We start from the raw sequence: 24,886 nt of genomic DNA, 5'->3' as shown, positions 1-24,886 counted from the left end.
TAGTTGCCTCCACAACATTCATTTACTTACTTGATTGCTCTTTATCGCCAATGGCGAGTTTTTCTAAATAATTTATTTCCCGCCGATGCTCTTGCGGTTCGACGTGATCAAAAACATCGCCCAGATAACTGCGCAAGCCGTGTTCAAGAATGCGGTTATCTTCGGTTTGCTTCCACGGAACGATGTACAGAACTTTTGGCTGCTCTTTATTACCGGTAACGGTTGCACTTAAGCTGATCACTTCATCGTTTTCTTGCGCGAGCGTTGGCGCGGCAAGCAACATAACAAAGATCGCGCTAAAAAAACTAATCGTTTTCATTTTTGAGCTCCGCGTCAGCTTCTAACGGCATTTCAGGCTCTGACTCTAAGCCAGCTTCTGATTCCACATCCGCGCCCGACTCAAGCCCTACCTCAGAGCCCGCTTCAGGCTCTGGCTCACCTTCTGCTTCAGGCTCCGCTTCAACTTCAGACTCTGACTCAACTTCCGTCTCTAACTGCGCGTCGGGCGTTTCTTCAGTTTCAGGCTTTGGCGGCGTTTTTTTAACCGGAGCTTGCGTTTTTACACGCCTCTGCAAGTCAATAATCCAACCTTTAAGCTGCCTATCGGGTTCATCGTTTAACTGTTGCGCGGTAATAAATAACGGCAGTGCCTCCGCGCTGCGCCCCATATATAAATCGTAGAGCACACCGAGATTAATTAAAGAGGCCTGGTGGTGAGGCCACAGAGCCAGAGCCTCTAAATACACTTGCTCGGCATCGTCGAAGCGGCCTTCGCTTCTCAGTAAAACACCGAGGTTTGCGTAGGCATCAAAATTGTACGCGTTGCCTGTAATCGCTTGACGATAAGCTTGCTCGGCCTCTTCAAGGCGCTCTTGTTTACCGTAAACAATAGCGAGGTTGGTGTAGGCGCCCGTTAGTTCAGGATAAGTCTGAGTCATCAATATCAGGCGGGTTTCAGCCTCGGCCCAGTTCTGCTCTAGCATCGCATTTTTTGCTTCGGCAAATTCTGCCCAGGCTGCATCGCTGATGACTGGAATAAATTCAGGCGCAGGGCGGGCAATGGCAACAAAATTTTCAGTGTCAAAGCTCGGCGCGGCCAGCGTATCTGCTTCGCCCTGTTCAGGCGTTTCTTTTTTGGCCATACCGCCACAGGCAGCAAGCGTCAGCACAGCAAGCAGGCATAGGCCATAGCGTTTAAAACAGCTCATCGCTCAGCTCCACTTGTTTTTCTGTTTTACCCCAGCGCGCGGGAAGTAAAGCTGCCAGCGCCGCAAACGACTCCTTAACCCAGTTGTCGTAAACACCTTGTTGAGCGAGTTCGGCGTTGGATTCGTAAATGCCAATGGCTTTTTCCTCAAACGGGAAAGCCTGCTCTTCGAGAAGAATTTCGTACTGCTCCATGGCCAGCGCATCGAGGCCGTTGGGCCGCTGACTCTCCATTAAGTCCGCACTTAAAATTGCGTAGAGCTCAGCAATGCGGTGATTGGCTTCGCTGGTATAGTCGGCGATACCGTATTCGCGCACGCCTTTGTAACGTTCAAGCGCCGAGTCCATCGCTGCCTTTTTATTTTTCATGCTCTTTTTAATCGGCAGATTCAGCTTAATTGATTTAAAGCGTTCAAAATCATCGTCGGCAAACTTTGCGCTGGCCATCGCAGCCAAGGACTTGGAGCGAGCGGTACGCAAAGACCCGGCGCGCTGGTCTTCAACAATTAGAGCTTTTAACCAGTAATCTCGACGGTATTCATCACCGGCTTCGAGATAAAGCTCGGAAAGCTTAAAGCGAGCTTCGGTGGCAATATCAAAGGGCTCGGGATAATCGTGGGCATAATTGCGGTAATAGGTAATCGCTTTTTTCTTGTCACCGGCGCGCTCGTACAGTTCTGCCGCAAGGTAGGTCGACGTGCGTTTTTGCTCGGGATCGCCACTTTGCGCCATGCCGGCCAGGACTGCGGCCGCTTTTGCCCACTGCTCCGTTTCTTGATAAACAACCAGCTGCTTGGCAGGTAAATTTTTTGTCAGCTCATCTTGTGGATAGTTGTATTTAAAGCGATCGAGCTCAGCTTCTGCCCTATCCCACTCGCCGAGCTCAATAAGGGTATTGGCCGCATCGTAGTGTGCAATGCGCGCAACATCGCTGCCCGGAGCGATTTCACCAATAGCCAACAGGCGCTCAACGGCAAGCAAGCTCGGCCCTTCAAGCATGTCGCTCTCACTCTGCTTGTACATACTTGCGCCGATGCGTTCTTGCACTTCTGGGCGCTGCTTGTCCTCAGGCCCGAGGCGCGCGAGCAACTGTCGATAGGCTTGCTCGGCTTCGGGGTATAGCTCGAGGTCAAACTGGCTGTGCGCCAACACCAACCAAGCTGTTTTCTGCTGCTCGACACTGGGGCTCGGCTGCCACTCAACTAAACGTGTAGCTATTTCTATCGCGCGCTGATATTGCTGCTCGGCAAATAAATCTTCCGCCGCGTGCGTTAACACCGGAACTGCGCGCTCGTCATTTGCGTAGTAGTCGGCAAGGCTAATTGCGGTACTGATTTGCTGCTCTTGCCAGAGCTGATGCTGAGCTAGCGCCTGTTCATCCTGGGCATCGGCACTTGCATCAACCAGCTCGCCAAGAATGACCACAGCGTTGTAGGCCGCGTCGGCACCAAATTTTTCATCGACGTAGTCAAAAGCTACCTTGTCATAAACCGCTACCGCCTCAGCCAGTTTACCGGCCGAATAATAGGCCTCGGCCTGCAGATAACTCATCTCTGGTGTGGCTTGATCATCCGGGAAGGTAAAGACATATTCGCCGTAAAGTTCAGCTGCACGCAGATATTCAGCTTCGCTCGCATCTGGCTGGCGCTTTGGTTTTTTACCGAGCGCAAGCGCTTGTTCATAGACTGCGCGGGCATCGTCAAGCGCTTGGGCTTCCGCGTGATAAAAACTAGAGAGTTCGCGCAGATACTGTTTTAAGTATGGAGACAAGGCCTGCTGTCTGGCCTCATCACTTCCGGCCCAATAGGCGCTGTGAGCACCGTACTGTTTTACAAAACTCTCTTTCGCCGGCAGAACTAAGCTGGGGAAACCGCTTAGCTCATAGACTTCTGTTGCCTTCACTGCAAACGCCGGGCTGTGCTCGGTATTTGGAAAACGCGTCACGTAGGCCAGATAGGCATCGGCACTGTCTTTGTAGCGCTCTTTTTCGTAGTAGAGCTCGCCGAGGTTTGCGTACAACAAATATTGGTAGTGGCGCTCGCCAAGGCCGTCTTGTGAATAAACCTCGTCGATGGTCTTAGCGCCGTCGAGATAAGAAAATACGATGCTGCTAATACGCAAAGTATCTTGAGCGAGATTTTTTTGACTGCTGCGCAATTCATCCCAGTTGCTGTCTGCCACCAGAGTTCGATCGAGCACTTCGGTAAATGGCGCAATCGCAGCGCGATAACGGCTGCGTTTAAAGCGACTCCAACCCTGCATATAAACAGCGTTAATATAAAATGGCGTGCTGTCGCCAGCCTCAATCACTTTAGTATAAAGCTCTTCGGCTAACTCGTACTGAGAGTCGACAAAAGCCGTCTCCGCACGACGAAAATCAGCTTCTGCAGCGTAGGGCGAGTCCGGGTGCTCAGCAACAAGCTGTTTGAGCACAGCGTTACTTTCTTCTATACGACCATCCAAAGCGTAAGCCTTGGACAACTGGTACATCAAACGCTGATTCTCTGGAATACCTTCTTCGTCTTCGCGCTCTTTGTTCAAGACCAGTAATTCCTGATACATGGCAATGGCTTCGTCAAAGAAACGCTGCTCTTCGACCGCATCAAACTGGCGATCTTCACTGCGCGCCATTTCAATATCAGCCAGGCGAATCAGAATTTTGTGGCGTACGTCGGGGTCTGTTGCCGCTTCAAGCGCTCCGCGATAACTGTCTTCGATCTGATCCAGTGTCGCCGGCGGCAGCGGGTCTGGGTCTAAGTTGGCGACGTAGCGCGGCGGCTCGGGTAGATCCGCCAAGGTTTTACTGTAGTGGGCACTGCGGTCAAAAAACGCGCACGAGCTGAGCACGGTTGAGCCCAGAGCCACAGCTAATAACAAACGGGAGCACATCATTGGCTTTGCTCCTTGTCATCACTACTGTCGACATCGCGCGCGGCCTCAGTGGCTTCACTCTCAGTTGTATCAGCTGCCTCAGCGGCTTGTTCAAGCTTCGGCTCGGCGTCGGCCTCCTCAGCCAGCGACTTTTTAGTTAAAGTCGGCGCGGCCAATAACGCAGGTTGCCGCGATACTTTCTTAGTTTTGTTCTCGTCTTTCAGGCGCTGCTGTTCTCGTTCATTTGCCTCCAGATCAAGCTTCATCTGCTGCTGAAGTGCGGCGTCGTGAACACGAGCAATACTGAGCTCACTCATTGCCAGATAGTTAGAAAGGCGCTCTTGCTGCAGCGCTAACTCAGCGTGAATATCTTCACGCAGAGCCTCTTCAGCTTTGACAATAGTTGAATCAATGCGAGCAATAAGCGCGGCAATGTCTTTTTGCCCCGAAACTAAACCCAACTGTTTGGGCTGCAGGTCGGCAGCGCTGTTTAACAACTCTTGAACACTTTTCTCTTTTTGTTGCGCTTCAACAAGCTGAGCTTCAGCTTGCAGCAGTGCTTTTTCAAGCTGCCAATAGCGCTCGGAGAACTGCTCACTTGCCTGCCACAGCAACAGGCCGCGATAGCGGCGAAGTGCTTCATCGTATTCGTCGACAAACGGATCCTCTTCGCGCAACAGTTCTACGCGTTGCTGGCCGCGCTCTACGCGCTCAAACAATGCTTTTTCGTCATCGTTCGCTAGCGCCTGCCAGTTTTGCTCTGTTTTTATTGCTGAAACAATGCGTTCTAAATCCGCGTGGCTCTGGCGTAAACGGCTATAGTTTTGCTGTTGCTGCTCGAGTTCAGCTTGGCGAACACGGGCCCCGCGCTTCTGTTCGCGAGCGGCCAACATAGATAAATAAAAGTCGAGCTTTGCGTGCCAGTCATTGAGATGCCTTTTTAAATAAAGCAGATCCCTTAATTGCATCACACTGGTCTGAAACTCGGCGCGCGCAAACATGCGAATCAGGTAAGTCAGATTCGGCGACAGGTTTTGTTCTTCGGCCAAGCGCAGCCAATCGAGCTCTTCACCCGGGCCAACGTTTAATGCGGTAAGCATTTCATCCGCATCGAGACTGACTCGCACCTCTTCGATTTTGCGAATCTCGCGGGTAAAACTTTCCGAGGCCTTTTCATAAGCTTCAAGCGCTTTAACCGTATTGCCTATCTGCTCGTAGACATAGGGCACAGCGATCATCGCCTCCTGATTGTTTTCATCAATCAGGGCGCTGTTACTGAGATGGGTCCAGGCCTTCAAGGTTTCGCTGTACTGGCCGAGCTCAATGGTTGCCCAGCCGTAACCGAGCATCGCGCGATTGGCCAGCGTGCTTGTCAGGCGCACTTTCAAAAAGCGCTCGGCGGCCGCTTCGTATTCTTCGAGGAAAATGTAGCAATAACCGGCGGCGGTCATAGCTTTGTCGTAAAGCGCGCGGTACTGCTCTTCGGCGTATTTGTCTCGCGCTAAATTTTCAAAAAAGCCCGCTGCACGGCGATAGCTGCCTTCTCGAGCCAAGGCAGAACCGAGGTTGAACCAGAAATACGGCAACCAGCGCTTGTCTAACTTACTTTTTTGCAGAAGTCTGTTTGCCGCTTCGGCATCGCCTTCTTGCAACAGTAAATTCACTCGCAGCGCATTGACGTCGTCTCTGACAAACGCGTCGAGCTCTTTATCGAGCTGGGCGATAGCCTCACTACTGCCGCTCCAGTCACTGAGGTTGTAACGGATGCGTGCCAGATAAAACCACGCAGCGTTGCGCACTTCGTCGGAGATATCTTCATCGAGCACTTCGTTAAACAGCTCGCTGGCGTAACCCTCCATGTGATAACCCATAGCCAGGCCGGCTTCCATAATTTTGGGGTTATCACCGTGGCCACCTATACCACCTTTTTTCTCGGCCACAAGCAGCTCAGACAGCGCGGCCATATAGTCATCGAGGTGGTAGTGGTACAGCGCGACGCCATAGCGCAAGTCGGCCACAGCTGTCAGTGGCTCTTCTCGCGCATAGCTTACTGTAGAACTTGCCAGAACAGCGCCGAGCGCCAAGCGGGCAATTGTGCGGGGGATTAGAGCTCCCATTCTTTGAAATCAAACTCCGGCTGCATATTGGCTGACGAGTCGTAAACCCTGATCTCAATCATCTTCGGGTCGTCATCCTTAACCAGGGTCAGTGTTGCTCCGCGCTTATACTCGCGCTGGTCGGGCCCCATGCCGGTGAAAATGGCGGTGAGCTCGTGCTCGCCGTTTTTAAGATTACCTACGTAAAGGCGCTGAATGCCGCCGCGCTCAAGGGCGGAGTTTTGACGCTCGGTATAGAGATGGCTGGCAACCAGGGTATCGTCAATTTTTAATTTAACTGCATCGAGGCGGAAATACTCGCCGAGATCGAGAGACAAAAATACTGCGATCTGTGTGTTAGCAGGGAATAAGAGCTCTTCTTCCAAAATGAGAAGGTCGCGATTTAACTGCAGTGTCGCGCGCTTTAGGTCTTCAACTTCAGCGGAAAGGTTATCGGGAACAGCTGTCGGCTCGGCCTCTGCAGCTTGCACAGGCTCACTTTGAGCCGCTTCACTGGCACTGTTTGTTTCAGCAGCGCCATCACTAGCTTCAAACATTAATTCATCGTCAGCGGCGATGCGGGGCATTTTGACTTCGTTTTGCGCGCTTGAATCTGAGCTCTCAGGGTGCAGCTGTGCTTCGGCTTCTTCTGCCGAAAGGGGCTGCCAGGTCAAAATTAAACCTAGCGTAATGACAAAAAATGACAATTTTTGACGCTTCAAAGCTTTCTCCAATCTCTGCGCAGCTAACCAGAGCCCGCCTGCAATACGGGCGCAAGTGTATACCGAGTTTGCGCTGAGCAGATGTGCATCGCGACACAAACTGGCCAGCTCAATTCATGTTATTCGGCTTCCATCAGGCCTTCACTAAAGTGAACTTTACCGTTGGCATCAATGATGATTGCGTCAAAGCCGGTGAGATCGTTGATCAGCGCAAGGCCTTTATCGACACCGAGAATAAACACCGCTGTCGACAGCGGGTCTGTATCCAGGCCGCGCTCTCCAATGATCGTAACGCTCATCAATTGCGCAGCACTCTTGCCTGTTCGCGGATTGATAATGTGGTGAATTCGCTCACCACTTTGCTCATCGATAAAGAAGCGCTCGTAATCACCAGAGGTGGAAATAGCTAAATTTTCCAGAGGCAACTTCAACACAGCTTCCCGCTCTTCAGGCCGCTGCCGAGGGTGTTTGATACCAACTATCCATGGCCGCCCGCGCCTGTCTCCAAGCAAACGACTGTCACCCCCGGCGCTTACAGAGGCATGCTTTATGCCAAGCTTTTGAAGTATAGCCACAGAGCGATCAACCGCATGGCCTTTGGCGATACCACCGAGATCAATTTTTAGTTTTGGGTGGGCGTAAAACAGGCTCGGTTGACTGGCGTCAAACTTGAGCAAACGATAATTAATATGTTTTTTTAACTCGGCGATTTGCGCTTCGCTGGGTTTTTGCGCTTGCCGATAATCGTAATACTGCGCAAGTGTGGCAAAGGTCAAATCAAAGGCGCCACCACTTAGTTCGCTAATCGCCAAACTTTTTTCAACTAGCAGCGCAAGCTCGTCGCTAATTGGCTGTGCCTTGCTGGCCGCCTGACGATTAAGTTGGGCGAGTTCACTGTCTTTTTTGTAAGGGGAGAACTGAGCATCGATACGCTGCATTTCTTGCATGACCGCAGCGATTGCCTGCTTGGCCACAGCGCTATCTTTGTGCCAAAGTGTGACGCTGACCTCAGTGCCCATAATTCCTTGGCTTTCGCTGTGCCACTCGGCTCGCACCGCGGCGCAATAAAACAGCACAGAAACAACAAACAGACCGCAATATGCTTTAGCACTGCGCTTCAAACCAGGGCACCTCTCGTAGTATTGCCGATCTAATAGCCGACGCATCAATGGGATGTATTAATGCGCAATGTGGGCTTGTTGTTTTGTTATAGGAGCTGAGCCAAAAGCTGCAAACAAAAGCTTTTCAAACGGCATCTAACTAGGGCCACTGAACCCTATATGAGCCGTCGCCAAGATCTTCACCGAGGATCTGCAGGCCCTGAATAATCACCTGGTCAGCTCCGTTTTGCGGCGCAACCGTACCGGCAATACTTGCGTCTTTGCCCATCGCCCACGACGCAGTGAAGTCACTTTTATAGGGCCCTTCAAGATCAAAGATTTTTGCACTGACGCCGCCTTGGCCATCAGCTTCAGCATTGGCGGCAAAGCTACCAAAACTCATCCACGTCTCGCCGTTGTGCACTTTGGCTTTTTGCCAACTGCCGCGCGCAGCGAGCTGCTCTACGTGCAGCTGCTTATCAAACTTGGCCTTCAGCACTTGCACAGACACTGAGCCAGAAGCCGGCATAGGCAAAATAGCTTTGATTACGCTGAGCGGCAGGTCGATATTTAGATCGCTGAGCTCCGTCGTCCCACCGAGGCCGTGACAAACCGAACCGCTGAGCTGTTGATTTGGCAGGCTTGCGCTGAAATCGACGCAGGGCTTGAGGATAAGCAGCGTCCAGGGGTTGAGCTGCCAGTTGAGGGCGCCGAGAGCAAAACTTTCAGGGCCTATATCCACCTGAGCCGATTGCGCCTTGCCCGACCACAGTGAACCCTCGACCGAATTTAACCACAAGTTAGGTACGGCTTTGTGCGCGGCCCATGCGGCCCATGCGGCGGGTGCCGACGAAACCACGAGGTAGAGAAAATACAGCACGAGAAACAGTGCCAACGGCAACTTTAAGATGTTTTTGTAATTCATTGCTTTGGCGTTTATTTTTTCTGTATCAATATGCTCGCGGACACTCGGCCAACATCGCTGCTCGCGGCGAGGTTGATATCCTTCATTTTCATACCCTGCTGCAACTCAAGATCGTACAGCCAGCCCAAAAGCTTGACGTATTCGACTGCGTCAAAACGCACACGAATGCCGCTGCGACCGCTCGCGTCAAAACCCGAGGGGCGCAAACCGTGCTTGGCAAAACTGCCCTGGACTTTTTTCTCGACGCTCGCTGAGCTCGATGCCGCACCGCTTTGTTTGCGGTTTTTCCACTGCGCGGCCAGGGTTTTAACTCGCTCAAGAGCGGCCTGCTGGGCTTCAACTCTGGCTATCTGTGAGTCGGCCATGTTCTGCACCGGCGTCAGCACATAACTAAATAAAGCAAAAATAATCAGTGCAAAAGCGAGCGCCATCACAGCCATCTGGTCGCGACTGGAGGCCTCTTGCCACCATGTTTTAATAGCGTCCATTAGCGGGCCTCCCGCACTTTCATACGCGCCTGATACTGATCGCCAACCGAGGTGGTACGAGGCGAATCGCTGTCGACACCAACCGCGCTCAACTGATTGCGAAAATCGGCCAATTTTTCCAGGCTGGAGAAGTTCATCGTTAACTGTAACGCGCGTTGATCACCGTTATAACTTAAGCTGCTCAGCTCGATGTCTTTATCGCCGGCAATTAAGGTTGTCACTTTGTCGAGCAAAAATACAAAATTGCTCGGGTCATTCGAGACTTTTTTGACCGAAGAGAGCTTGCTTTCGAGCATGCGCTCGACGTCGCCGAGGCGCCCATTGGGCACAGCGTCGAGATATACCGCATTGATCTGCTCGCGCAGCTGCTCGGCTTCGCCCTTGGCAGAAAAATACGCAACAACATTGACCACCAGAGCCAACACAAAAGCGATAGCGACAATAATGCCCGGCTTGCGCCACAGGGACCACCAACGCTCAAACGGCAATTTGCGGGCAAAGCTGCCGCGGCGCAGATTTAGAGCGGGCAAACCTTCGTCAAATTCGATGGCATCCCAAAAGCTGCCGATAAAGCTGTCTTGATCGATAATTTGCCAGCCATCGGGCAGCCACGACTTGAGCAACTCGAGCTGATCTTCGTCGGCAGCAAATAAGCGAAGTACGTGTGGGGCCTGTTCTCCGAGCGCACTGTGCTCAGCCAGGCGCGACAGCAAAACTGGGGCAAGCTCGCGCTCGATCGCAAAACCCCAGTCTTTACTCAAGCGAACCAGCAGGCTCTCATGCTCCAGCACCAGGGTGATGCCCTGTTCAGGCAGGGCCAAAAGCAGGTAATCGGGAAGCGCTGAGCGCACATCGCAGCCCTGCTCATCAAACTGATCAAAGCGCTCGGCACAGGCCTGACTGTCGGTATAGAGCACCGACACTCTATCGCCGGCTTGGGCACTAAAGGTAAAGTGCAAGTCGTCTACCGGCGCACTTAAATTGTCCTCAAGCTCATACGGAATAAGTTTGGCCGCATGCTTTAGCTGCTTTTTGTCGAGCTCTACCTGCGTCGCCACAACTTGTTGCCCGCGCAAGACTAAGCTCAGCGGCGTATTTGACGCGGGCAGAGCGGCAAACAAAGCTTCGCGATCACCCGTAGCTATCTCATCTTCGAGCCACTGACCCTCAGCGTCACGGCTGGCCCACTGCCAAACACCGCCACCGAGCTCTCGGGCTATTAATTGCTGATTTTGCATGCCTATCTGTTGTTATTGCTTTGTATCTGTTTGAAATACTTTAGTTTACGCTGTCTGGGCCTCTGTGTACCCATCTAGCCATTAAGATTGTTAAAAAGCGCTATCCGATCTTCTGACAATGCGAACTTGGTTGCCTGTTCTGTCGACAAGTGAGCGCCCACTGCGCACATGATCGCCGACTGTGACGGTAATATTTAATTCAAAGTAGCCGCTTGCCACCGCCAAATCACTGATATCCAGCCCGGTTTTGGCAGAAACGCTCGAGTTGCCTTGCTGATCTTTATTTGTCGGCGGGGCAAAAATACCTGCGCCGTCAATCGCATCATCAATCTTAGCCGCATCTTGAAGGCTCTTGCCGTCGTCATCGAGTTCGCTTATAGCCGAGAATAAATCTGCGCCCTGCTCTTCGTCGAGCGGAATAAGTAAATCGGGCGTATTAAAGGTGCGCGCCAACTGCTGAGGCATGGTATTTACATTCAACTTTTCTGCCGCCGGCAAGACCGCGGTCACATAAGGCCTGAGCGCCCAATAGAGCTCAGGTGTCATGTCTTTTATACGCAGCAGCTCACTGGTCGATACCATCGGCCCATTGGCGATGGTCACAGGTACTTCCAGGCCCTCGTAATAATCTCGCTCGGCACCACCGTAACCGCTGCGCTGAGTATCGCTATCGACCCAGTCTTTAACGGCCTCAAGTATGGCCTCGGCCTCGGGCTGGCCGAGCACCGTGCCGTCTTCATCCAGCGGCAAGGTCTGCAGTAAGCGGATAAAGCGCCGCTGCACCTCATTGTATTTCGCGGCACCAGGCAGTTGTGAAGTACTGTTGTTCGCGGTTTTATAGGGCGCGCCCAAAGCATTTAGATTGATAAGGCCTTTGGGATCGGACACTTCAATACGCAAGCCGCCGTGATCAGTGGGAAAGTCAAAACCCGAGGTCCAGGCTTCTTCGCGACCGTCGTGTTGGCTTTCCTGCGCGTCTTTTTTTAAGCCCAAAATAGCCAGCTGCTCGGCGCCGCGCATGTAGGCGTCGGCCTGCATGCCCGCCCAGCGGTGGCCGCTGCGCAGCATGTCGAGCTCATTTTGCCAGCTCTGCTTGACGGCCACGGCGGTAACCACCGCAACAACCATCAACGCTGCCAAGATGCCCATGCCGGCCATGCCCCGCTGTCTATCTAAGACGCGCATCAGTTCTGCGCTCCCGGGGAAGAACCTGGGGCCAGGGCAATTAAACGCTTGAGCTCACGCTCGCCCTTTAAGCGCAAAATAATCTCTACAGCCTGCGGCAGTTCATTTGCGGGAATCTGCCCCTCGGGCCACGCATCCAACCACGGCCCCTCTTTGACCGAGCGCCCGCGCGGCGCTTTGGGCAAGGCCAGCACCTCAAACTCTTCGACACCTTCAAGCAATTGCTGAGGGCGAACAAACTCTTCTTCAATCTGGTAGGGGTCTATCCACGAATCGCGCCACAGCACTTCTTCTTCGAGCCGGTAGGCAACACGCAAAAGCTCCGAGCGAGGCAACAACAGAGGGTTGGCCTGGCCACCGCGCAGCAGCATCAAGGTCCACTCACCACCCTGCTCAATTTTCATGGCAGGCAAGCTTTCCTGAAAACTGCCACCCGCTTGAGCGTGGGCGATGGCGTTGCGCAAATCCGCTTCCAGCAAGAGCCAAACCCTATCGAGATCGCGCAAATCCTGTACGCGCTTGGCAGCTACCTCAGCACTTTTATTGGACGTAGAAATTGCCTGCTCGGCAACCACTAAAATGGAGGCGAGGATCGCAGCTGCAATCAGCAGTTCAAGCAGAGTGATACCGCGCTGTTTATTTTGCATCGCTGAGGAAACCCGACAAGCTCGCCAGATGGTGCTCTGCATCCAAACCGACATTAATTTCTACACGGTACATTTTTGCCGGCCTCAGGGGCTCGGGTACTTCGACCTCAATTAACTGGTATTCCCAAAACCATTCGCGGCCGTCGTATTCCAGCCGGTCTTGGTCTTTGCGCACCGAACCCAAACCCTGCTTTAACTGCTGATCAATCAACAGCTCTTGCATTAAATTTTCAGCGATCCAGTGGGCAACCGTGCGCTCTTCCATAAAAATCACATTGTTGCTGATGCTCTGTATGCGCAGCATCAGCGCCGGCAAAGCAAGGCCGACGATGGTAATCGCAATCATGATTTCTATCAGCGCAAAACCGCGGGTACTTGAACGGCGGCGCATTAGAATTTTTCCTTCAGCGCTTCGCGCTCTTCCCAAGCTTCGCGCCACTGCAGCTTGCCACTTTTGTGAAATTCGACGTGCTGCTCTTCGAAGTCGCCGCTGCGATGTACAAACTCAACTTCAAACTCAAATGGCTCAGCTTCGCCGCTTGGATAAATAACAAAAATCGGGTTGTCGTTTGGCGGCGTGTCTTCCCACTCCCACTCATCACCCTGAATGCGGATATAGAGCTCGATGTTTTCATCGAGCCTGACCGGCTCAATATTGTCGATGGCCTCCCAGCTGCTCTGACCCTGGCCGGCGCTGCTCGGATCGGAAACAAAACGCTTCCAGGTATAGGACCACTGGGGGTTTTCAAGGCTCTGGCTCGACCACAGCGGCGGTGTTAACACCAGGCCCATCGGCTCGCCGGTGACAATGGCAAAGTCATTAATTTGGTGGGCAATACCGGTGAACTTTTCAAGTTCACCGTAATAGTCTTGCTTCGGGCCGCCGGCGGAAAAAATCACCATAGCACCGGTGGCCATCATGCCCAAGATCAGCACCACGGCCATGATTTCAATCAGACTAAATCCGGCACTGCGGCGCTGTTCAAGCATGGACTAAAAACCTGGGTTTAAGGGGCTTCGTCCCAGATACTGACGTCTGCATTTTCAGCTTCACCACCGCGTACGCCGTCGGCACCGAGAGTGTAAACATCAAACGGGCGACCGTCGGCAGGGCTGACATACTGGTAGGGATTTTTCCACGGGTCGAGGGGCAGCTTGTCGAGATAACCGGACCAGTTGCGCGGTTTGGGATCGATTTGCGGCTCGGTAACCAGCGCTTCAAGGCCCTGCTCCGTTGTTGGGAAGGTGTAGTTTTCTACCTTGTAGGTCGTCAACGCTGTCTTGATCGTGGCAAAGTCACTGACTACACGCGCCTCATAACCTTTGCTCAATACACCAAAAACGCGCGGACCAACCATCGTCGCAAGCAGGCCGATAATAACCAGCACCACCATGATCTCAATAAGGCTGAACCCCTGTTGTTTTATTTTCATTGTCTATCCTCGTTGTGCCGGCTAAATCCCAGCCAGATCGTTCATTTGGAAAATTGGTAGCAAGATGGCCATGACAATAAATCCGACCATGCCTGCCATAAATAAAATCATCGCCGGCTCCATCAAGCTCATCACCGCGTTGACGCTGAACTCAAGCTCGCGCTCCTGATTGCGGGCGGCGTAGAGCAACTGCTCGGACAACCTGCCGTTAGCCTCACCCGAAGCGGCCATTTGCACTAAAAGTGGCGGGAAGATATCCACCTGATCAAGTGCCTTACTGAGACTCGAGCCCTCTTGTACCATCACGGCGACCTGCTTGCTCGCATCTTGCAGTGCGAGGTTATTTAACACCTGTGATGCAATTTTTAGGGCTTCGAGCAGTGGCACACCACTTTGCGCCAACAAACCGAGCGTGCTCGAGTAACGGGCCGTTTCACTTTGCAAAATAAAACCACCAAACAGCGGCAACTTTAATTGCATCACATGCCAGGCGCGCTGGCGCTTAGGATCGCGCATCAACCACTGAATACCGGCGATAAGCGCTGTCAGCCCCATTAATGCAAAAACACCGTAGTTGACCATAAAGTCACTGGTGCCTATTAAGAACTTGGTTATGCCAGGAAGTTCACGACTATTGCTTTCAAACATGCCGACCAGCTGCGGAACCACTTTGACCATCAGAATGGAAACAATGACTACCGACACACAGACCATAACAATCGGATAAATCATCGCCGATTTAAGTTTGTGGGATGTCTCCTGACTGCGCTCAGTGTATTCGGCCAACTGTTCAAGTACGGGGCCGAGATAACCGGAGCTTTCACCGGCTTTGATCATAGCCCGGTAGAGATTATCAAAAATCTTCGGCATCTCGGCCATGGCCTGAGCCAGGCTGAGCCCCTCAACCACGCGCGAGCGCACTTGCAGAATAATACTTTTAACGGCCGGTTTGCGGGTTTGTTTTGCCGCTGCCGCCAACACTTCGTCGAGCGGCAGACCACTTAAAACCAAAGACGAGAGCTGGCGGGTGAACAAGCTCAGTTCGCGCGTGGTCATGCGCGGGCCGCCAAAATTAAACAGGCCACCCTGATTTGCGCTCTGCGCAGCGGCCTTGGATTTGACAGTTTTTACGTCGAGCGGCTTTAAATCGCGGCCGCGCAACAAGGTGCGAACCTGGCGCTCGCTGTCGCCCTCGATAACACCTTTAACTTTTTTGCCCTTCAGATCGAGGGCTTGATAGCTATATGCCGGCACAATTCTATCCCGTTAGGAAACTGCGGTAACGCGCAGTACCTCTTCGACACTGGTAATACCCTGCAACACCTTTTCGCGGCCATCGTCAAAAATACTGCGGCTGGTCTTGCGCGCGTGCTCAACCATGGTTTGCTCACCGGCGCCCTCGTGAATCAGCAGGCGCAGCTCGTCGTCGATAGGTATCAACTCGTAAATACCTGTACGGCCGCGATAACCTGTGTGGTGGCAGTGTTCACAACCTTTGGCGTGGTAAACTTCAGCGCCCTCGGGCAGACCGAGGCGGACCTGCTCACTTTCACTGGCCGGGTGTGGCGCCTTGCACTCTTTGCACAAAAGCCGCACCAGACGCTGAGCCATCAAAGCTTCTAAACTCGAGCTCAATAAGAAAGGCTCTACGCCCATATCGTGCAGGCGAGTTACCGCGCCGATGGCGGTATTGGTGTGCAGTGTCGATAACACCAAGTGGCCGGTTAAAGATGCCTGAACAGCAATTGATGCTGTTTCAGTATCTCGAATCTCACCGATCATCACCACATCCGGATCCTGGCGCAGAATCGCGCGCAGGCCGCGGGCAAAGGTCATATCGACCTTGGTGTTGACCTGAGTCTGACCGATGCCCGGCAACAAGTATTCAATCGGGTCTTCAACGGTAAGGATATTGCGCTCGCGCGTATTCAAAAAGCTCAAGCCGGCATAGAGGCTGGTGGTTTTACCGGAGCCCGTTGGGCCGGTTACCAAAATAATGCCGTGCGGCTTGCGCAGCGCACTTTCGAAACGGGTCTGCACCTGTTCGGGCATACTCAACTGGCCGAGGCCCAACTGACCGGCAGCCTGATCGAGTACCCGCAATACCACACGCTCTCCGTGAGCAGAGGGAATGGTCGAGACACGAATATCAACCGCGTGGCCGGCAATTTTCACCGAGATTCGGCCATCTTGAGGAATGCGCTTTTCAGCAATATCGAGCCGTGCCATAACCTTAAGACGGCTGACCAGAAGCGGCGCTAACTTAGGGTTAGGGCTCAGAACTTCGGCGAGCACACCATCGGTTCGAAAGCGAATGCTCACTCTGTCTTCAAAAGGTTCAACGTGAATATCCGAGGCTTTCTCTTGAATGGCCTGAGAGATAATCGCATTAATTAAACGAATAACTGGCGCGTCATCTTCACCGCTTAACAGTTCGCCATCGTCGATATCTTCAGCCAACTGGCTTAAATCAAACTCAGCGCCCATATCGTCAACGGCCTGCTGGGCTTCGCCGTCACTGCTTTGATAAAGCTTGGTCAAGCGGGCCTGAAACGGTTCGTCGTCGAGCTCTTCCATTTCATAGGAGCGACCGAGCAGACGGCGCAGCTCAATTAAGGTCTCGGCACTGACATCACTGCGGTGTAATACGCGCCCATCTTCCACCATGACCCCGTGAGTCGAAGCAAAAGAAAACGGTAAGCGCGTATGGCTCAGCACATTTTCTTCACTCACTGCTGGGCGTCCTTCGCAGCTTTGGCTGCGGCATTGGCGGCGGTTCTAGCGCGCAACTCTTCTAAGGTTGTGGCCGGCAACACAGGAATGTGGTCATCGCTCATAAGCGGCAGGCCTGCTTCGCGCTGCTGCAATTGCAACTCGCGCAGCTTTTCGTATTTCTCTGCTGTCGCCGCATCAATAACATCGTCTTCACGAACAATATCGGCACGCAGGAATACCATTAAGTTTTTCTTGGAAATATTGGAGTTCTGATACTTAAACAAATTGCCGAGAATGGGGATCGAACCGAGGATGGGCACCTTGCTCTCCGAACCATCGGCCTCTTCTTGCATCAGACCACCGAGCACAATAATTTCGCCGTCCTCAGCCATAATCTGAGTATTGATCTTACTTTGCTTGGTAATAATTCCGCCGTTTGCGGCTTGCTGATCATCGACATCGGAAACTTCTTGCTCGATGTTTAACAGCACCTTGTCGCCCTCGTTAATCTGTGGGGTCACCTTGAGCAAAATACCGACCTGCTCGCGGTTAAAGGTTGTAAACGGGTTGCCAACATTGCCCGAACTTGAGGTATAGGAACCGGTTGCCACTGGAATTTCCTGGCCAATACTGATTTCAGCTTCGTGGTTATCCATCGTCAACAGCGTCGGCGTTGACAGAATATTTGCGTTGCCCGAACTATCGAGCGCTTTTGCCAGCGCCAGGAAATTACCGCTGCCGGTTGTGCCGGCGAGGCCGAGCACAGAACCTGAGCCCTGGGCGGCCAAACCTTCACCGATAGACTGAGGCGTGCCGGTGAGAATACCGGAAGCCAGAGCGCCCGTGCCGGAACCAGCACCGCGCGGCCCAGCGCCAACGACACCGCTGTCTGGGTCGCTAAACAGCCATTCGAAACCGAGCTCTTTATCATCGGTAATATTCAGCTCAACAATAATCGCTTCAACCAAAACCTGGGCGCGGCGAATATCGAGGCGTTCAACCACCGCGAGCAGTGAGTTTAAGGTATCACCTTCAGCGGTAATCAGCAGCGCATTGGTATCTTCATCGGCTTCAACGGTCGCAGCATTGGCGCCGCCTTTATCACCGCCACCGCCGGGGCCAAGCTTGGTAATATTTTGCGCAACCTTGGTTAACACCTCGGCAACTTTTTTCGCTTCGGCGTACTCGAGGTAAACCACACGAACGTTGCCGGTTTGCGCCGCCGGGCGATCTAGCATTTTGATCAGGTGCTTAACACGTGCGCGCTGGACATCTTCACCGGCAATCAAAATGGCGTTGTTGCGCTTGTCGGCAACCATGGTCATTTTGTTGCTCAAGCCGGCCGCTTGCTTGTCGGCGGCATCGAGCTTAGTCAGCGTCTGCACCATGGCATCGGCCTCGCTGTAGCGCAGGCGCACAACTTCTGTCTCTGGCACAGCTGCGGTGTCGATTTTCTGAATGACGCGGCGAATGCGATCAATATTTGCTTTGGTATCAGTAATAATGATCGAGTTGGAGCCGTCGTGATGGGTCAGGTTGGCATTGGTACTGACCATAGGCCTAAGCGCCGCGAGCAGCTTAGCGGCACTGATATTTTGCGCAGGGATCACATCGGTTACGATCTCGTGCAAACCGCTTTGGGCATTGGCGTCGTCGACAGGCGAGGTGCGCGCCTCTTTAATCGGAATCACCTTGGCGACATCACCGACCTCAATAATTGCGAAATTGCTAAGCTCCAACGCCGAACGAAACAGCTCGTAGAGCTCGTCTTTTGTCATCGGATTATCGTTGGTCATGATGCGCACTTTGCCCTTTACTGCCGGGTCAAGCACGATGGTTTTGCCCGTTGCAGCGGCAACCGTCTGAATAAACTTAACGATGTCCAGCTCATTTGAGCCGATCGTATAAGTTGGCTCGGGCTGATCGGTATTTTGAGCCTGCACTAGCGGCGCAGCTACAATAGCCAAACCAAGAACGACGGGTTTAATTTTTGTTAGGAACACTGCTTACTCGCTTGTTGTATCCAGGCTTACGTTAATATAGAGAGTTTCTTCACCACGCTTAACTTCCAAATCGGCGCTGGTAGCACTTTTCAGCTGTTGGTAGTTATCGCGAATCGCCTGGGCATTATCGATGGGAATGCCATTGACTGAGGTTACGACATCGTTGGCCTGCAGGCCAAGCTGACTGAATAATTCCCGGTCTTTACCGGGGCGGATGCGAAAACCGACCATGCGGCCCTCTTCGCGGTGCACACTAAAGCGCACCACATCACTAATTTTCTCAGGAACTTGTGACGGCTTTATTTTGGCACTGAATTCCGGTGACGGCGCGCGCCGCGACTGCTGCTGAGGCACCGGATTCGCAGCCGGAGCATAGTGAGCTTTAAGTGCCAAATCGGCATCGGAATACAACCACAGCGCTTCATAGTTGCCGTTGTTGTCGAGAATGACACGGTCGTTCATCACCTTGGCCAGCTTTACATTGTTGCCCGCAGGCAGTTTGTCACCGAGCTGATAAATCTTCTGTTTGGCGCCCTGGGCGATAATTGCCGATGACAACTGAGCATTGGAGCTGGCAAAGACACCCACAAGCTTTAAGTTGAGTTTGGTTTTGGCAAAATCTTCACCGATATCTGGTGCGGCTACAGCAGGTACCGCCTGGGCAGCCGGCGCTAACGCTTCGGCCTTGCCGAATAATTCCTGCTCCTGCAGGGCGTCGAGATCAACGCTGTAGCTCTCGTTGCCACCGACATCAACACTCGGTGCCAATGCGACCTTCGGGGGGCTGGCCAACTCGGGCGCGGGAAACAACAACCAGAACAAATTGGCAGCGCTGTGGCAGGCCCAAATAAGCGCCAACACCATAAGCGACACGCGCCAGAAGTCGACTGGCAGCGTTTTTAAACGCTCGACCAGCACCTGAGCTTGTTGCTCAAGGTTTGTTAACACTGCTTGTGCAGCCATGCTTGTTCCCGTTACTGAACCTTACCCGTGGATGCCAACTTAGCCGGGCGATCCTCTTATTTGAACCGAATAGTGTACCGGCTGTATGCCGCTGTGCCTATGCTTTGACGAGCTTCCGATCACAGTTCGCCACGAAATTTAGCTCATTTCTGCGATGAAGTTGTGACACCTAAGGCCTTTCTTTAAAAATTCAAGCCTTGCCTTCGTTGCGCTTAAGGTTAAGCTTGGCCTGTAATTTCACCCTATCAAGTACCAGTAGTTTTTAGCGGCCCACCATGGACACCAACGTCTTTATTCTGCGCAATCAACACCAACAATATTTGAATAAAAGTCACGAATGGGTCGCCAGCGGCGACTCCAAGACCCTGTTGCGCAGCGCGCATCGCGATGAAATCATCAATGAGAAAGTCGAACTCACAGTAAAGTTCCCCGACTTGCGTATAAATGTTGTAAAAGCTGAACTGCTTAACAACGGCCGCCTGAGCATCGACGGTGAAACCTTCCTGCCTCGCGCAATCGAAGCCGAAGCCGAAGCCGAAGCCGAAGCCGAAGCCGAAGCCGAAGCCGAAGCCGAAGCCGAAGCCGAAGCCAGTATCAAAAATGAAACGCCAGACCAAAGCAGCTTATTTCAAAACCAGGGCAGCTAAATGTTTGAACTAAAGGACTTTCCTGAAGAACTGCGCGATAAAAGCAATCACGCCCTGCTCAACGGCTTGATGCGCGGCGTCGAACGCGAAGCCCTGCGTGTTAACGGCCGGGCCGAACTCAGTCAGAGCCCGCACCCCAGCGGCCTCGGCTCCGCTCTGTGCCACCCGCTGATCACCACCGATTTTAGCGAAGCTCTGCTCGAATTTATTACTCCGCCGAGCCACCGGCGCGACGAGCTGCTTGAAAAGCTCGGCCAAATACAGTGCTTCACCTCAAGCCAGTTAAACGATGAGCTGCTCTGGGCAATGAGCATGCCGTGCATCCTGCCGGGCGAACAACACATTCCAGTGGCGCGCTACGGCGACAGCCACAACGGCCAGATGAAAACCATTTACCGGCTCGGCTTGGGCCAGCGCTACGGCCGCAGTATGCAAACCGTCGCCGGCCTGCATTATAATTTTTCTCTGCCACCTGCATTTTGGGCTCACTTCCACCACAAAGAAAACAGCCTGGAAACCCTCGATCGCTATCGCAATCAGCGCTACTTCTCGCTTATCCGCAATTTCCGCCGTCACTACTGGCTGTTAGTTTTACTGTTTGGCGCATCGCCAGCTATGGATAAAAGTTTTGTCAACGGTCGCAAACATACACTCGAACAAAGCGACGACGGCCAGAGCCTCTACCTGCCCTGGGCGACCAGTTTACGCATGGGTGACCTGGGTTATCAGAGCAGCGCTCAGGATGAGCTGTTTGTCTGCTACAACCAAAAAAACACCTATATCCAAACGCTGGCTAAAGCCATACTAGAAAACCACCCGGCCTATGAAAACCTGCCGCTAAAAGACCAGCAAGGGCATTACCAACAACTTAGCCGCGGCCTGTTGCAAATCGAAAACGAGTTCTACAGCAGCATACGCCCAAAGCGCAGCGCCAGACCGGGAGAAACAGCCCTCACGGCCCTGCACCGGCGGGGAGTGGAATATATTGAGGTGCGCTGCCTCGATGTCGACCCCTTTGAAGCGCTCGGCATCACCGCCGGGCAGAGTGCGTTTATCGACTGTTTCTTACTTTGGTGCGCACTTGCACCGAGCCCTGAGTCCAATATGGAAGAAACGGCGTTAATCGCTCACAACCACCGCCTTGTTATTAACGAAGGCCGCCGCCCGGGCGTCAAACTCAAGCACCTTGAGCACGGCGATCTGGCTCTTAAAGACTGGGCCGATGCCCTAGTTGAGGCCATGCAGCCCATTGCGTCAATGCTCGACCAAGCCAACGACACTCGCGAGCACAGCGCAGCTTTGAGCCAACAACAAAAGGTGCTGAACAATTTGGAACTAAGCCCTTCTGCGCGCCTGTTAAAAAAAATGGAGAAACAAAGTTTTGTTGATGTCGGCCTCGAGCAGAGCCGCCACAATCAACTAGAGCTGCAAAAACGCTCGGTTTGTGAAGGGCAGGCACAGCGCTTTAATGATATGGCCGAAAAAAGCCACAGCGCGCAACAAAAACTGGAACACGCTAGCGCGGGTGAATTTGATGAATTTCTAAAGCGTTACTACAAACAGTACAAAAAGCTGCTGGCATAGCCGCAGGCACAGCAAAAAAACTCTTAATGCCAGGTTAAGCGGTTAAATAAAACATCGACAACGTACTCGGGGTCAACCCCGTCTTCTCGCTGCAACAAGTCGCGAATCTCTGCCAGCGCAGACATGCGCATAGCCTCGCGACCATCCTGGCTTTCCAGAGTCTCATCTGTTTGCGCGGCAAACACCATCACCAAATTATTGCGAATAAAAGGCATGTGGTGGCGCACGGCGTTTGCCGCTTCGGGATTTGACAGGCGAATAGTCACTTCTGTTTTTAAATATTTTAAGCGCCCGGCACCACCGTAATTTACAACAAACGCGGGTTTTAGCGGGATATATATCGGCGCAGCCGCCGCTGCCGACTCACCCTCTGCTTCTTCGGTTTCCTCTTCGGCATGTGCCGACAATAAGGGGATAAATAACAGTAAAAAAAGCCCCGGGACCAAATAGCGAAGCTTGATTGCCATCAAAGCCATGTGAATTTCCTCTCGTTTCAGCCCTTAGCATAGATCAGGCCCGCGCCAGCGCCATTGGCGGCGCTTGAGTTAGCCCAGGCTTTGCCCTATCGTGAGGCATCTTTCGTGTACTCAAGATGAATGCCATGCAAAAACTATTTGCTTTGCTCGACCTGATCACTAATCGTATAGGCTACCTGCTCATCATTGCTTTTAGCATTTGTGCAATCGCCATCGCTCTGATTGCACAATACGGCTTTGACATGGAACCCTGCCCGCTGTGCATAAGTCAGCGTATATTTATTATCGGTGTCGGCCTTGCTTCAGCCCTGGCCCTATTGCTTAGTCGCTGGCGCGTCGCCGAACTCGGCGCCCAAGTGCTCGGTACCTTGCTAGCAATTATTGGCGGCTGTATCTCCGCTCGCCACGTATGGATACAAAGCCTGCCAGCGGATCAGGTGCCAGACTGCGGCCCCGGCCTCGGTTATATGTTTGAAACCCGGCCACTGTTTGACGCATTGAGTTTGCTGTTTACCGGTGACGGCAACTGCGCCGATGTGTATTTTACTTTTCTCGGCCTGACTATCCCCGCTTGGACACTCGTCGCATTTGCAGGACTGGTAGTTTTTCAACTATTTTTGTTTATACGCACCTTGCGAAATAAATCCGTTAAGCAAGACGGTTAACGCCGAGACAAAGCGGCGTTAAACTAATAACGAATACACACATAGGTTGCTTCATGTTAGAGAATTGCAAAAACGCGCAAGAGCGCTGGGGTGGTGTCAGCGAGATCATCGATCGCTGGCTCGAAGAGCGACAGCAGCTGTTAGTTGATTACTGTTTTTTAAGTGAGAGCGTCGAAGAGCTCGATAACAAAACCTGCGGCAGCAAGCTGACAGCACTTTGCGAGATCCTGGTTGACTATATCAGCGCCGGCCACTTTGAAATCTACGATCAACTCGTTAAAGAAGGCCAGGAGCTGAACGATACCGAAGGCTTAAAGGCGGCGGGCCTGCTGTATAAAGATGTCGACAAGACCACCGAGTTTATCCTCGACTTCAACGACAAATATCAAGAGACCGATGACCTCGACGCCATCGAAAACGATCTTAGTCGCCTCGGTGAAGTACTCGCGACCCGCTTTGAAGCGGAAGATCAGATGATCGAAGTTTTACACTACGCCCACCAAGATCAAATCGAGCAAAACGCGTAAGCCCTCCTAGCAGCTTATGCTGCGGCAACCTCAAGCGCTTATGGCTCGGGGTTGCCACTCAACTTTTTCATTTTATTCAAATCCCGCGCCGATCTTGCAACAGGTTTTGACTGCTATGCTTGTAGCAATATAAATAACAGCGACAAGCCATGAAAAAAGCGATCGTTCTTGCTCTTGTTTTATTAAGTGCTTGTGACAGAGCCGCCGCCCCGCAAGACAGTTTTGAAGTTGCCAGCAAAGGTTTACACAGCGCTGCAATTGACGAAAACGGAGAACAACTTGCTATAGGATCTATCTGGCACGGAGCTTCGTACTGGCGCTTGAGTGATTATGAACGGCTCTATAACTGGAACCACAAGGCCGAAGAACTCACAACCGTAGTCGCCATGGATTTTTCTGACAGCGGTCAGTGGCTGCTAAGCGCAGCTCCGCATTCAATGGTGCTGTGGAATACCCAAACAGGCGAAGGCGAACGCTACTGGAGCGCACCGGCTGAGATTCTCGATGTCGAACTCAACAATCGCGCCCAGCTCGCGCTTTTAGGGCTCAGCGATCACAGCGCTGTTATTTTTGACGTTCGCAACGGCGGCATCAAACGCAGTTTCGCTCATAACAATAGAGTGCGCAGTGTCGATCTTTCAGCAAATGGCAGCTTGGCGTTAACTGGTTCGGAAGACAACTACGCAAGACTTTGGCAAGCACAAAGCGGCGAGCTGTTAAATCAAATTAAACACAGCGAACAAGTCCAACTGGTAAAGCTATCCGACGACGGTGAACTTGCGTTGAGCGTTAGCAAATACGACAAAGCGCTGGTCTGGCGAACCAAGGATGCGAGCTTGCTCGGGGAAATTCCTTTGCGAGCGGAACGCGTAAAGCGCGGGCTGCACTTTACCGCCGCGCGCTTTAGCTCCGACAATCAATGGTTATTAACCGGGCGTCCAGACCAAATCGTACAGCTGTGGCAACTGCAACCACTTAAAGAAATAAAACGCTGGCGCCTGCCCAAACGCAACGTATGGAAACCGACAAGCGCAGCAGTTATCGACCTTGCCTTTACCAGCGACAAACAAAATTTTGTAGCGGTGGCATCAAATGGCATCGTGCACAAACTCAACCTTAACGATACAAGTTTGTTCTAGGTTCAACAGGCTCAGTATCAAAACAAATATACACAGCATCTTGCAAAGCAATTGCCTTAACAGCCCAAAGCAAGCCATCAAACAAGATTGTGCGGCACAGAAACAGCAAAGCTAGTTTTGTGAAGCAATACTTGGCCGCGCCGCCAATATCAAAAGATAGGAACTTTTCGACGAAAAAGCGCTCATCGTCTATACACCTTTTTGTAGAACAGGGTTATTATTCACCGACCTTCCCTTCCCAACATTTCTACTCAGG

The 24,886-nt window shown here is 52.5% G+C and carries 24 protein-coding genes; 5 read left to right on the top strand and 19 right to left on the bottom strand.

Features of this window, described 5'->3' with window-relative positions; all coding sequences use genetic code 11:
• Nucleotides 1-22: 22 nt before the first annotated feature.
• The 18 genes from CFK45_RS06385 to gspC form a co-directional block, all read right to left on the bottom strand.
• Complete coding sequence (locus CFK45_RS06385; RefSeq protein WP_096085604.1) at nt 23-319, bottom strand: cell division protein FtsY; 297 nt, start codon at nt 317-319, stop codon at nt 23-25.
• Nucleotides 306-1,208, bottom strand: coding sequence for a tetratricopeptide repeat protein (locus CFK45_RS06380; RefSeq protein WP_096085603.1), 903 nt, complete (start codon nt 1,206-1,208; stop codon nt 306-308). Before CFK45_RS06380 ends, CFK45_RS06385 begins: the two co-directional genes overlap by 14 nt.
• Entirely contained in the window at nt 1,195-4,098 is a 2,904-nt protein-coding gene (locus CFK45_RS06375) for a tetratricopeptide repeat protein (protein WP_239923596.1), read from the bottom strand. The genes CFK45_RS06380 and CFK45_RS06375 overlap by 14 nt, the downstream gene beginning before the upstream one ends.
• Complete coding sequence (locus CFK45_RS06370) at nt 4,095-6,194, bottom strand: coiled-coil domain-containing protein (protein WP_096085601.1); 2,100 nt, start codon at nt 6,192-6,194, stop codon at nt 4,095-4,097. Before CFK45_RS06370 ends, CFK45_RS06375 begins: the two co-directional genes overlap by 4 nt.
• A complete protein-coding gene (locus CFK45_RS06365; RefSeq protein ID WP_096085749.1) occupies nt 6,182-6,730 on the bottom strand; it encodes an AraC family transcriptional regulator in 549 nt (182 codons plus the stop codon). The genes CFK45_RS06370 and CFK45_RS06365 overlap by 13 nt, the downstream gene beginning before the upstream one ends.
• 284 nt (nt 6,731-7,014) lie before the next feature.
• Nucleotides 7,015-8,016 (bottom strand): FAD:protein FMN transferase, encoded by a 1,002-nt coding sequence (locus CFK45_RS06360; protein ID WP_239923594.1) that lies wholly within the window; start codon nt 8,014-8,016, stop codon nt 7,015-7,017.
• A gap of 139 nt (nt 8,017-8,155) precedes the next feature.
• Entirely contained in the window at nt 8,156-8,920 is a 765-nt protein-coding gene (locus CFK45_RS06355; protein ID WP_096085599.1) for a type II secretion system protein N, read from the bottom strand.
• A gap of 11 nt (nt 8,921-8,931) precedes the next feature.
• Nucleotides 8,932-9,408 (bottom strand): type II secretion system protein GspM, encoded by a 477-nt coding sequence (gene gspM, locus CFK45_RS06350; protein WP_096085598.1) that lies wholly within the window; start codon nt 9,406-9,408, stop codon nt 8,932-8,934.
• Entirely contained in the window at nt 9,408-10,646 is a 1,239-nt protein-coding gene (gene gspL / locus CFK45_RS06345) for a type II secretion system protein GspL (protein ID WP_096085597.1), read from the bottom strand. The genes gspM and gspL overlap by 1 nt, the downstream gene beginning before the upstream one ends.
• A 90-nt stretch (nt 10,647-10,736) precedes the next feature.
• Nucleotides 10,737-11,831, bottom strand: a complete 1,095-nt coding sequence (gspK, locus tag CFK45_RS06340) for a type II secretion system minor pseudopilin GspK (protein ID WP_096085596.1) — start codon at nt 11,829-11,831, stop codon at nt 10,737-10,739.
• A complete protein-coding gene (gspJ, locus tag CFK45_RS06335) occupies nt 11,831-12,478 on the bottom strand; it encodes a type II secretion system minor pseudopilin GspJ (RefSeq protein WP_158224617.1) in 648 nt (215 codons plus the stop codon). Before gspJ ends, gspK begins: the two co-directional genes overlap by 1 nt.
• The gene (gspI, locus tag CFK45_RS06330; RefSeq protein ID WP_096085594.1) at nt 12,468-12,869 is read right to left on the bottom strand and encodes a type II secretion system minor pseudopilin GspI; all 402 of its coding nucleotides are present in this window, start codon (nt 12,867-12,869) and stop codon (nt 12,468-12,470) included. Before gspI ends, gspJ begins: the two co-directional genes overlap by 11 nt.
• On the bottom strand, nt 12,869-13,468 hold the full coding sequence (locus CFK45_RS06325; protein ID WP_096085593.1) for a pilus assembly FimT family protein: 600 nt from the start codon (nt 13,466-13,468) through the stop codon (nt 12,869-12,871). Before CFK45_RS06325 ends, gspI begins: the two co-directional genes overlap by 1 nt.
• Before the next feature lie 17 nt (nt 13,469-13,485).
• Entirely contained in the window at nt 13,486-13,911 is a 426-nt protein-coding gene (gspG, locus tag CFK45_RS06320; RefSeq protein WP_096085592.1) for a type II secretion system major pseudopilin GspG, read from the bottom strand.
• A 21-nt stretch (nt 13,912-13,932) separates the two neighbouring features.
• The gene (gene gspF, locus CFK45_RS06315; RefSeq protein WP_096085591.1) at nt 13,933-15,165 is read right to left on the bottom strand and encodes a type II secretion system inner membrane protein GspF; all 1,233 of its coding nucleotides are present in this window, start codon (nt 15,163-15,165) and stop codon (nt 13,933-13,935) included.
• A gap of 12 nt (nt 15,166-15,177) precedes the next feature.
• Nucleotides 15,178-16,644: a type II secretion system ATPase GspE gene (gene gspE / locus CFK45_RS06310; protein ID WP_096085590.1), complete on the bottom strand. Its 1,467-nt coding sequence runs from the start codon at nt 16,642-16,644 to the stop codon at nt 15,178-15,180.
• Nucleotides 16,641-18,629: a type II secretion system secretin GspD gene (gene gspD / locus CFK45_RS06305; RefSeq protein ID WP_096085589.1), complete on the bottom strand. Its 1,989-nt coding sequence runs from the start codon at nt 18,627-18,629 to the stop codon at nt 16,641-16,643. The genes gspE and gspD overlap by 4 nt, the downstream gene beginning before the upstream one ends.
• Nucleotides 18,630-18,632: 3 nt before the next feature.
• A complete protein-coding gene (gene gspC / locus CFK45_RS06300) occupies nt 18,633-19,592 on the bottom strand; it encodes a type II secretion system protein GspC (protein ID WP_096085588.1) in 960 nt (319 codons plus the stop codon).
• Nucleotides 19,593-19,867: 275 nt separating this feature from the next.
• Here gspC and CFK45_RS18555 point away from each other — a divergent pair, with 275 nt between their 5' ends.
• Nucleotides 19,868-20,239 (top strand): hypothetical protein, encoded by a 372-nt coding sequence (locus tag CFK45_RS18555; protein WP_192870741.1) that lies wholly within the window; start codon nt 19,868-19,870, stop codon nt 20,237-20,239.
• Nucleotides 20,240-21,823, top strand: coding sequence for a glutamate--cysteine ligase (gene gshA / locus CFK45_RS06295; RefSeq protein ID WP_096085587.1), 1,584 nt, complete (start codon nt 20,240-20,242; stop codon nt 21,821-21,823).
• Between the two features lie 23 nt (nt 21,824-21,846).
• Here the strand turns inward: gshA and CFK45_RS06290 are convergent, their stop codons facing one another.
• Complete coding sequence (locus tag CFK45_RS06290; protein ID WP_239923592.1) at nt 21,847-22,299, bottom strand: flagellar basal body-associated FliL family protein; 453 nt, start codon at nt 22,297-22,299, stop codon at nt 21,847-21,849.
• Between the two features lie 125 nt (nt 22,300-22,424).
• Between CFK45_RS06290 and CFK45_RS06285 the strand changes: the two genes are divergently transcribed.
• From CFK45_RS06285 to CFK45_RS06275, 3 genes are all read left to right on the top strand, one after another.
• A complete protein-coding gene (locus CFK45_RS06285; RefSeq protein ID WP_096085747.1) occupies nt 22,425-22,964 on the top strand; it encodes a disulfide bond formation protein B in 540 nt (179 codons plus the stop codon).
• 53 nt (nt 22,965-23,017) lie between these two features.
• On the top strand, nt 23,018-23,491 hold the full coding sequence (rsd, locus tag CFK45_RS06280; protein ID WP_096085586.1) for a sigma D regulator: 474 nt from the start codon (nt 23,018-23,020) through the stop codon (nt 23,489-23,491).
• Between the two features lie 149 nt (nt 23,492-23,640).
• A complete protein-coding gene (locus CFK45_RS06275) occupies nt 23,641-24,630 on the top strand; it encodes a WD40 repeat domain-containing protein (protein ID WP_096085585.1) in 990 nt (329 codons plus the stop codon).
• Nucleotides 24,631-24,886 lie beyond the last annotated feature (256 nt).

Origin of the sequence: Agaribacterium haliotis, from assembly GCF_002312815.1 — a bacterium.
Classification (GTDB): Bacteria; Pseudomonadota; Gammaproteobacteria; order Pseudomonadales; family Cellvibrionaceae; genus Agaribacterium; species Agaribacterium haliotis.
This window is presented reverse-complemented; position numbering and strand designations above follow the sequence as displayed.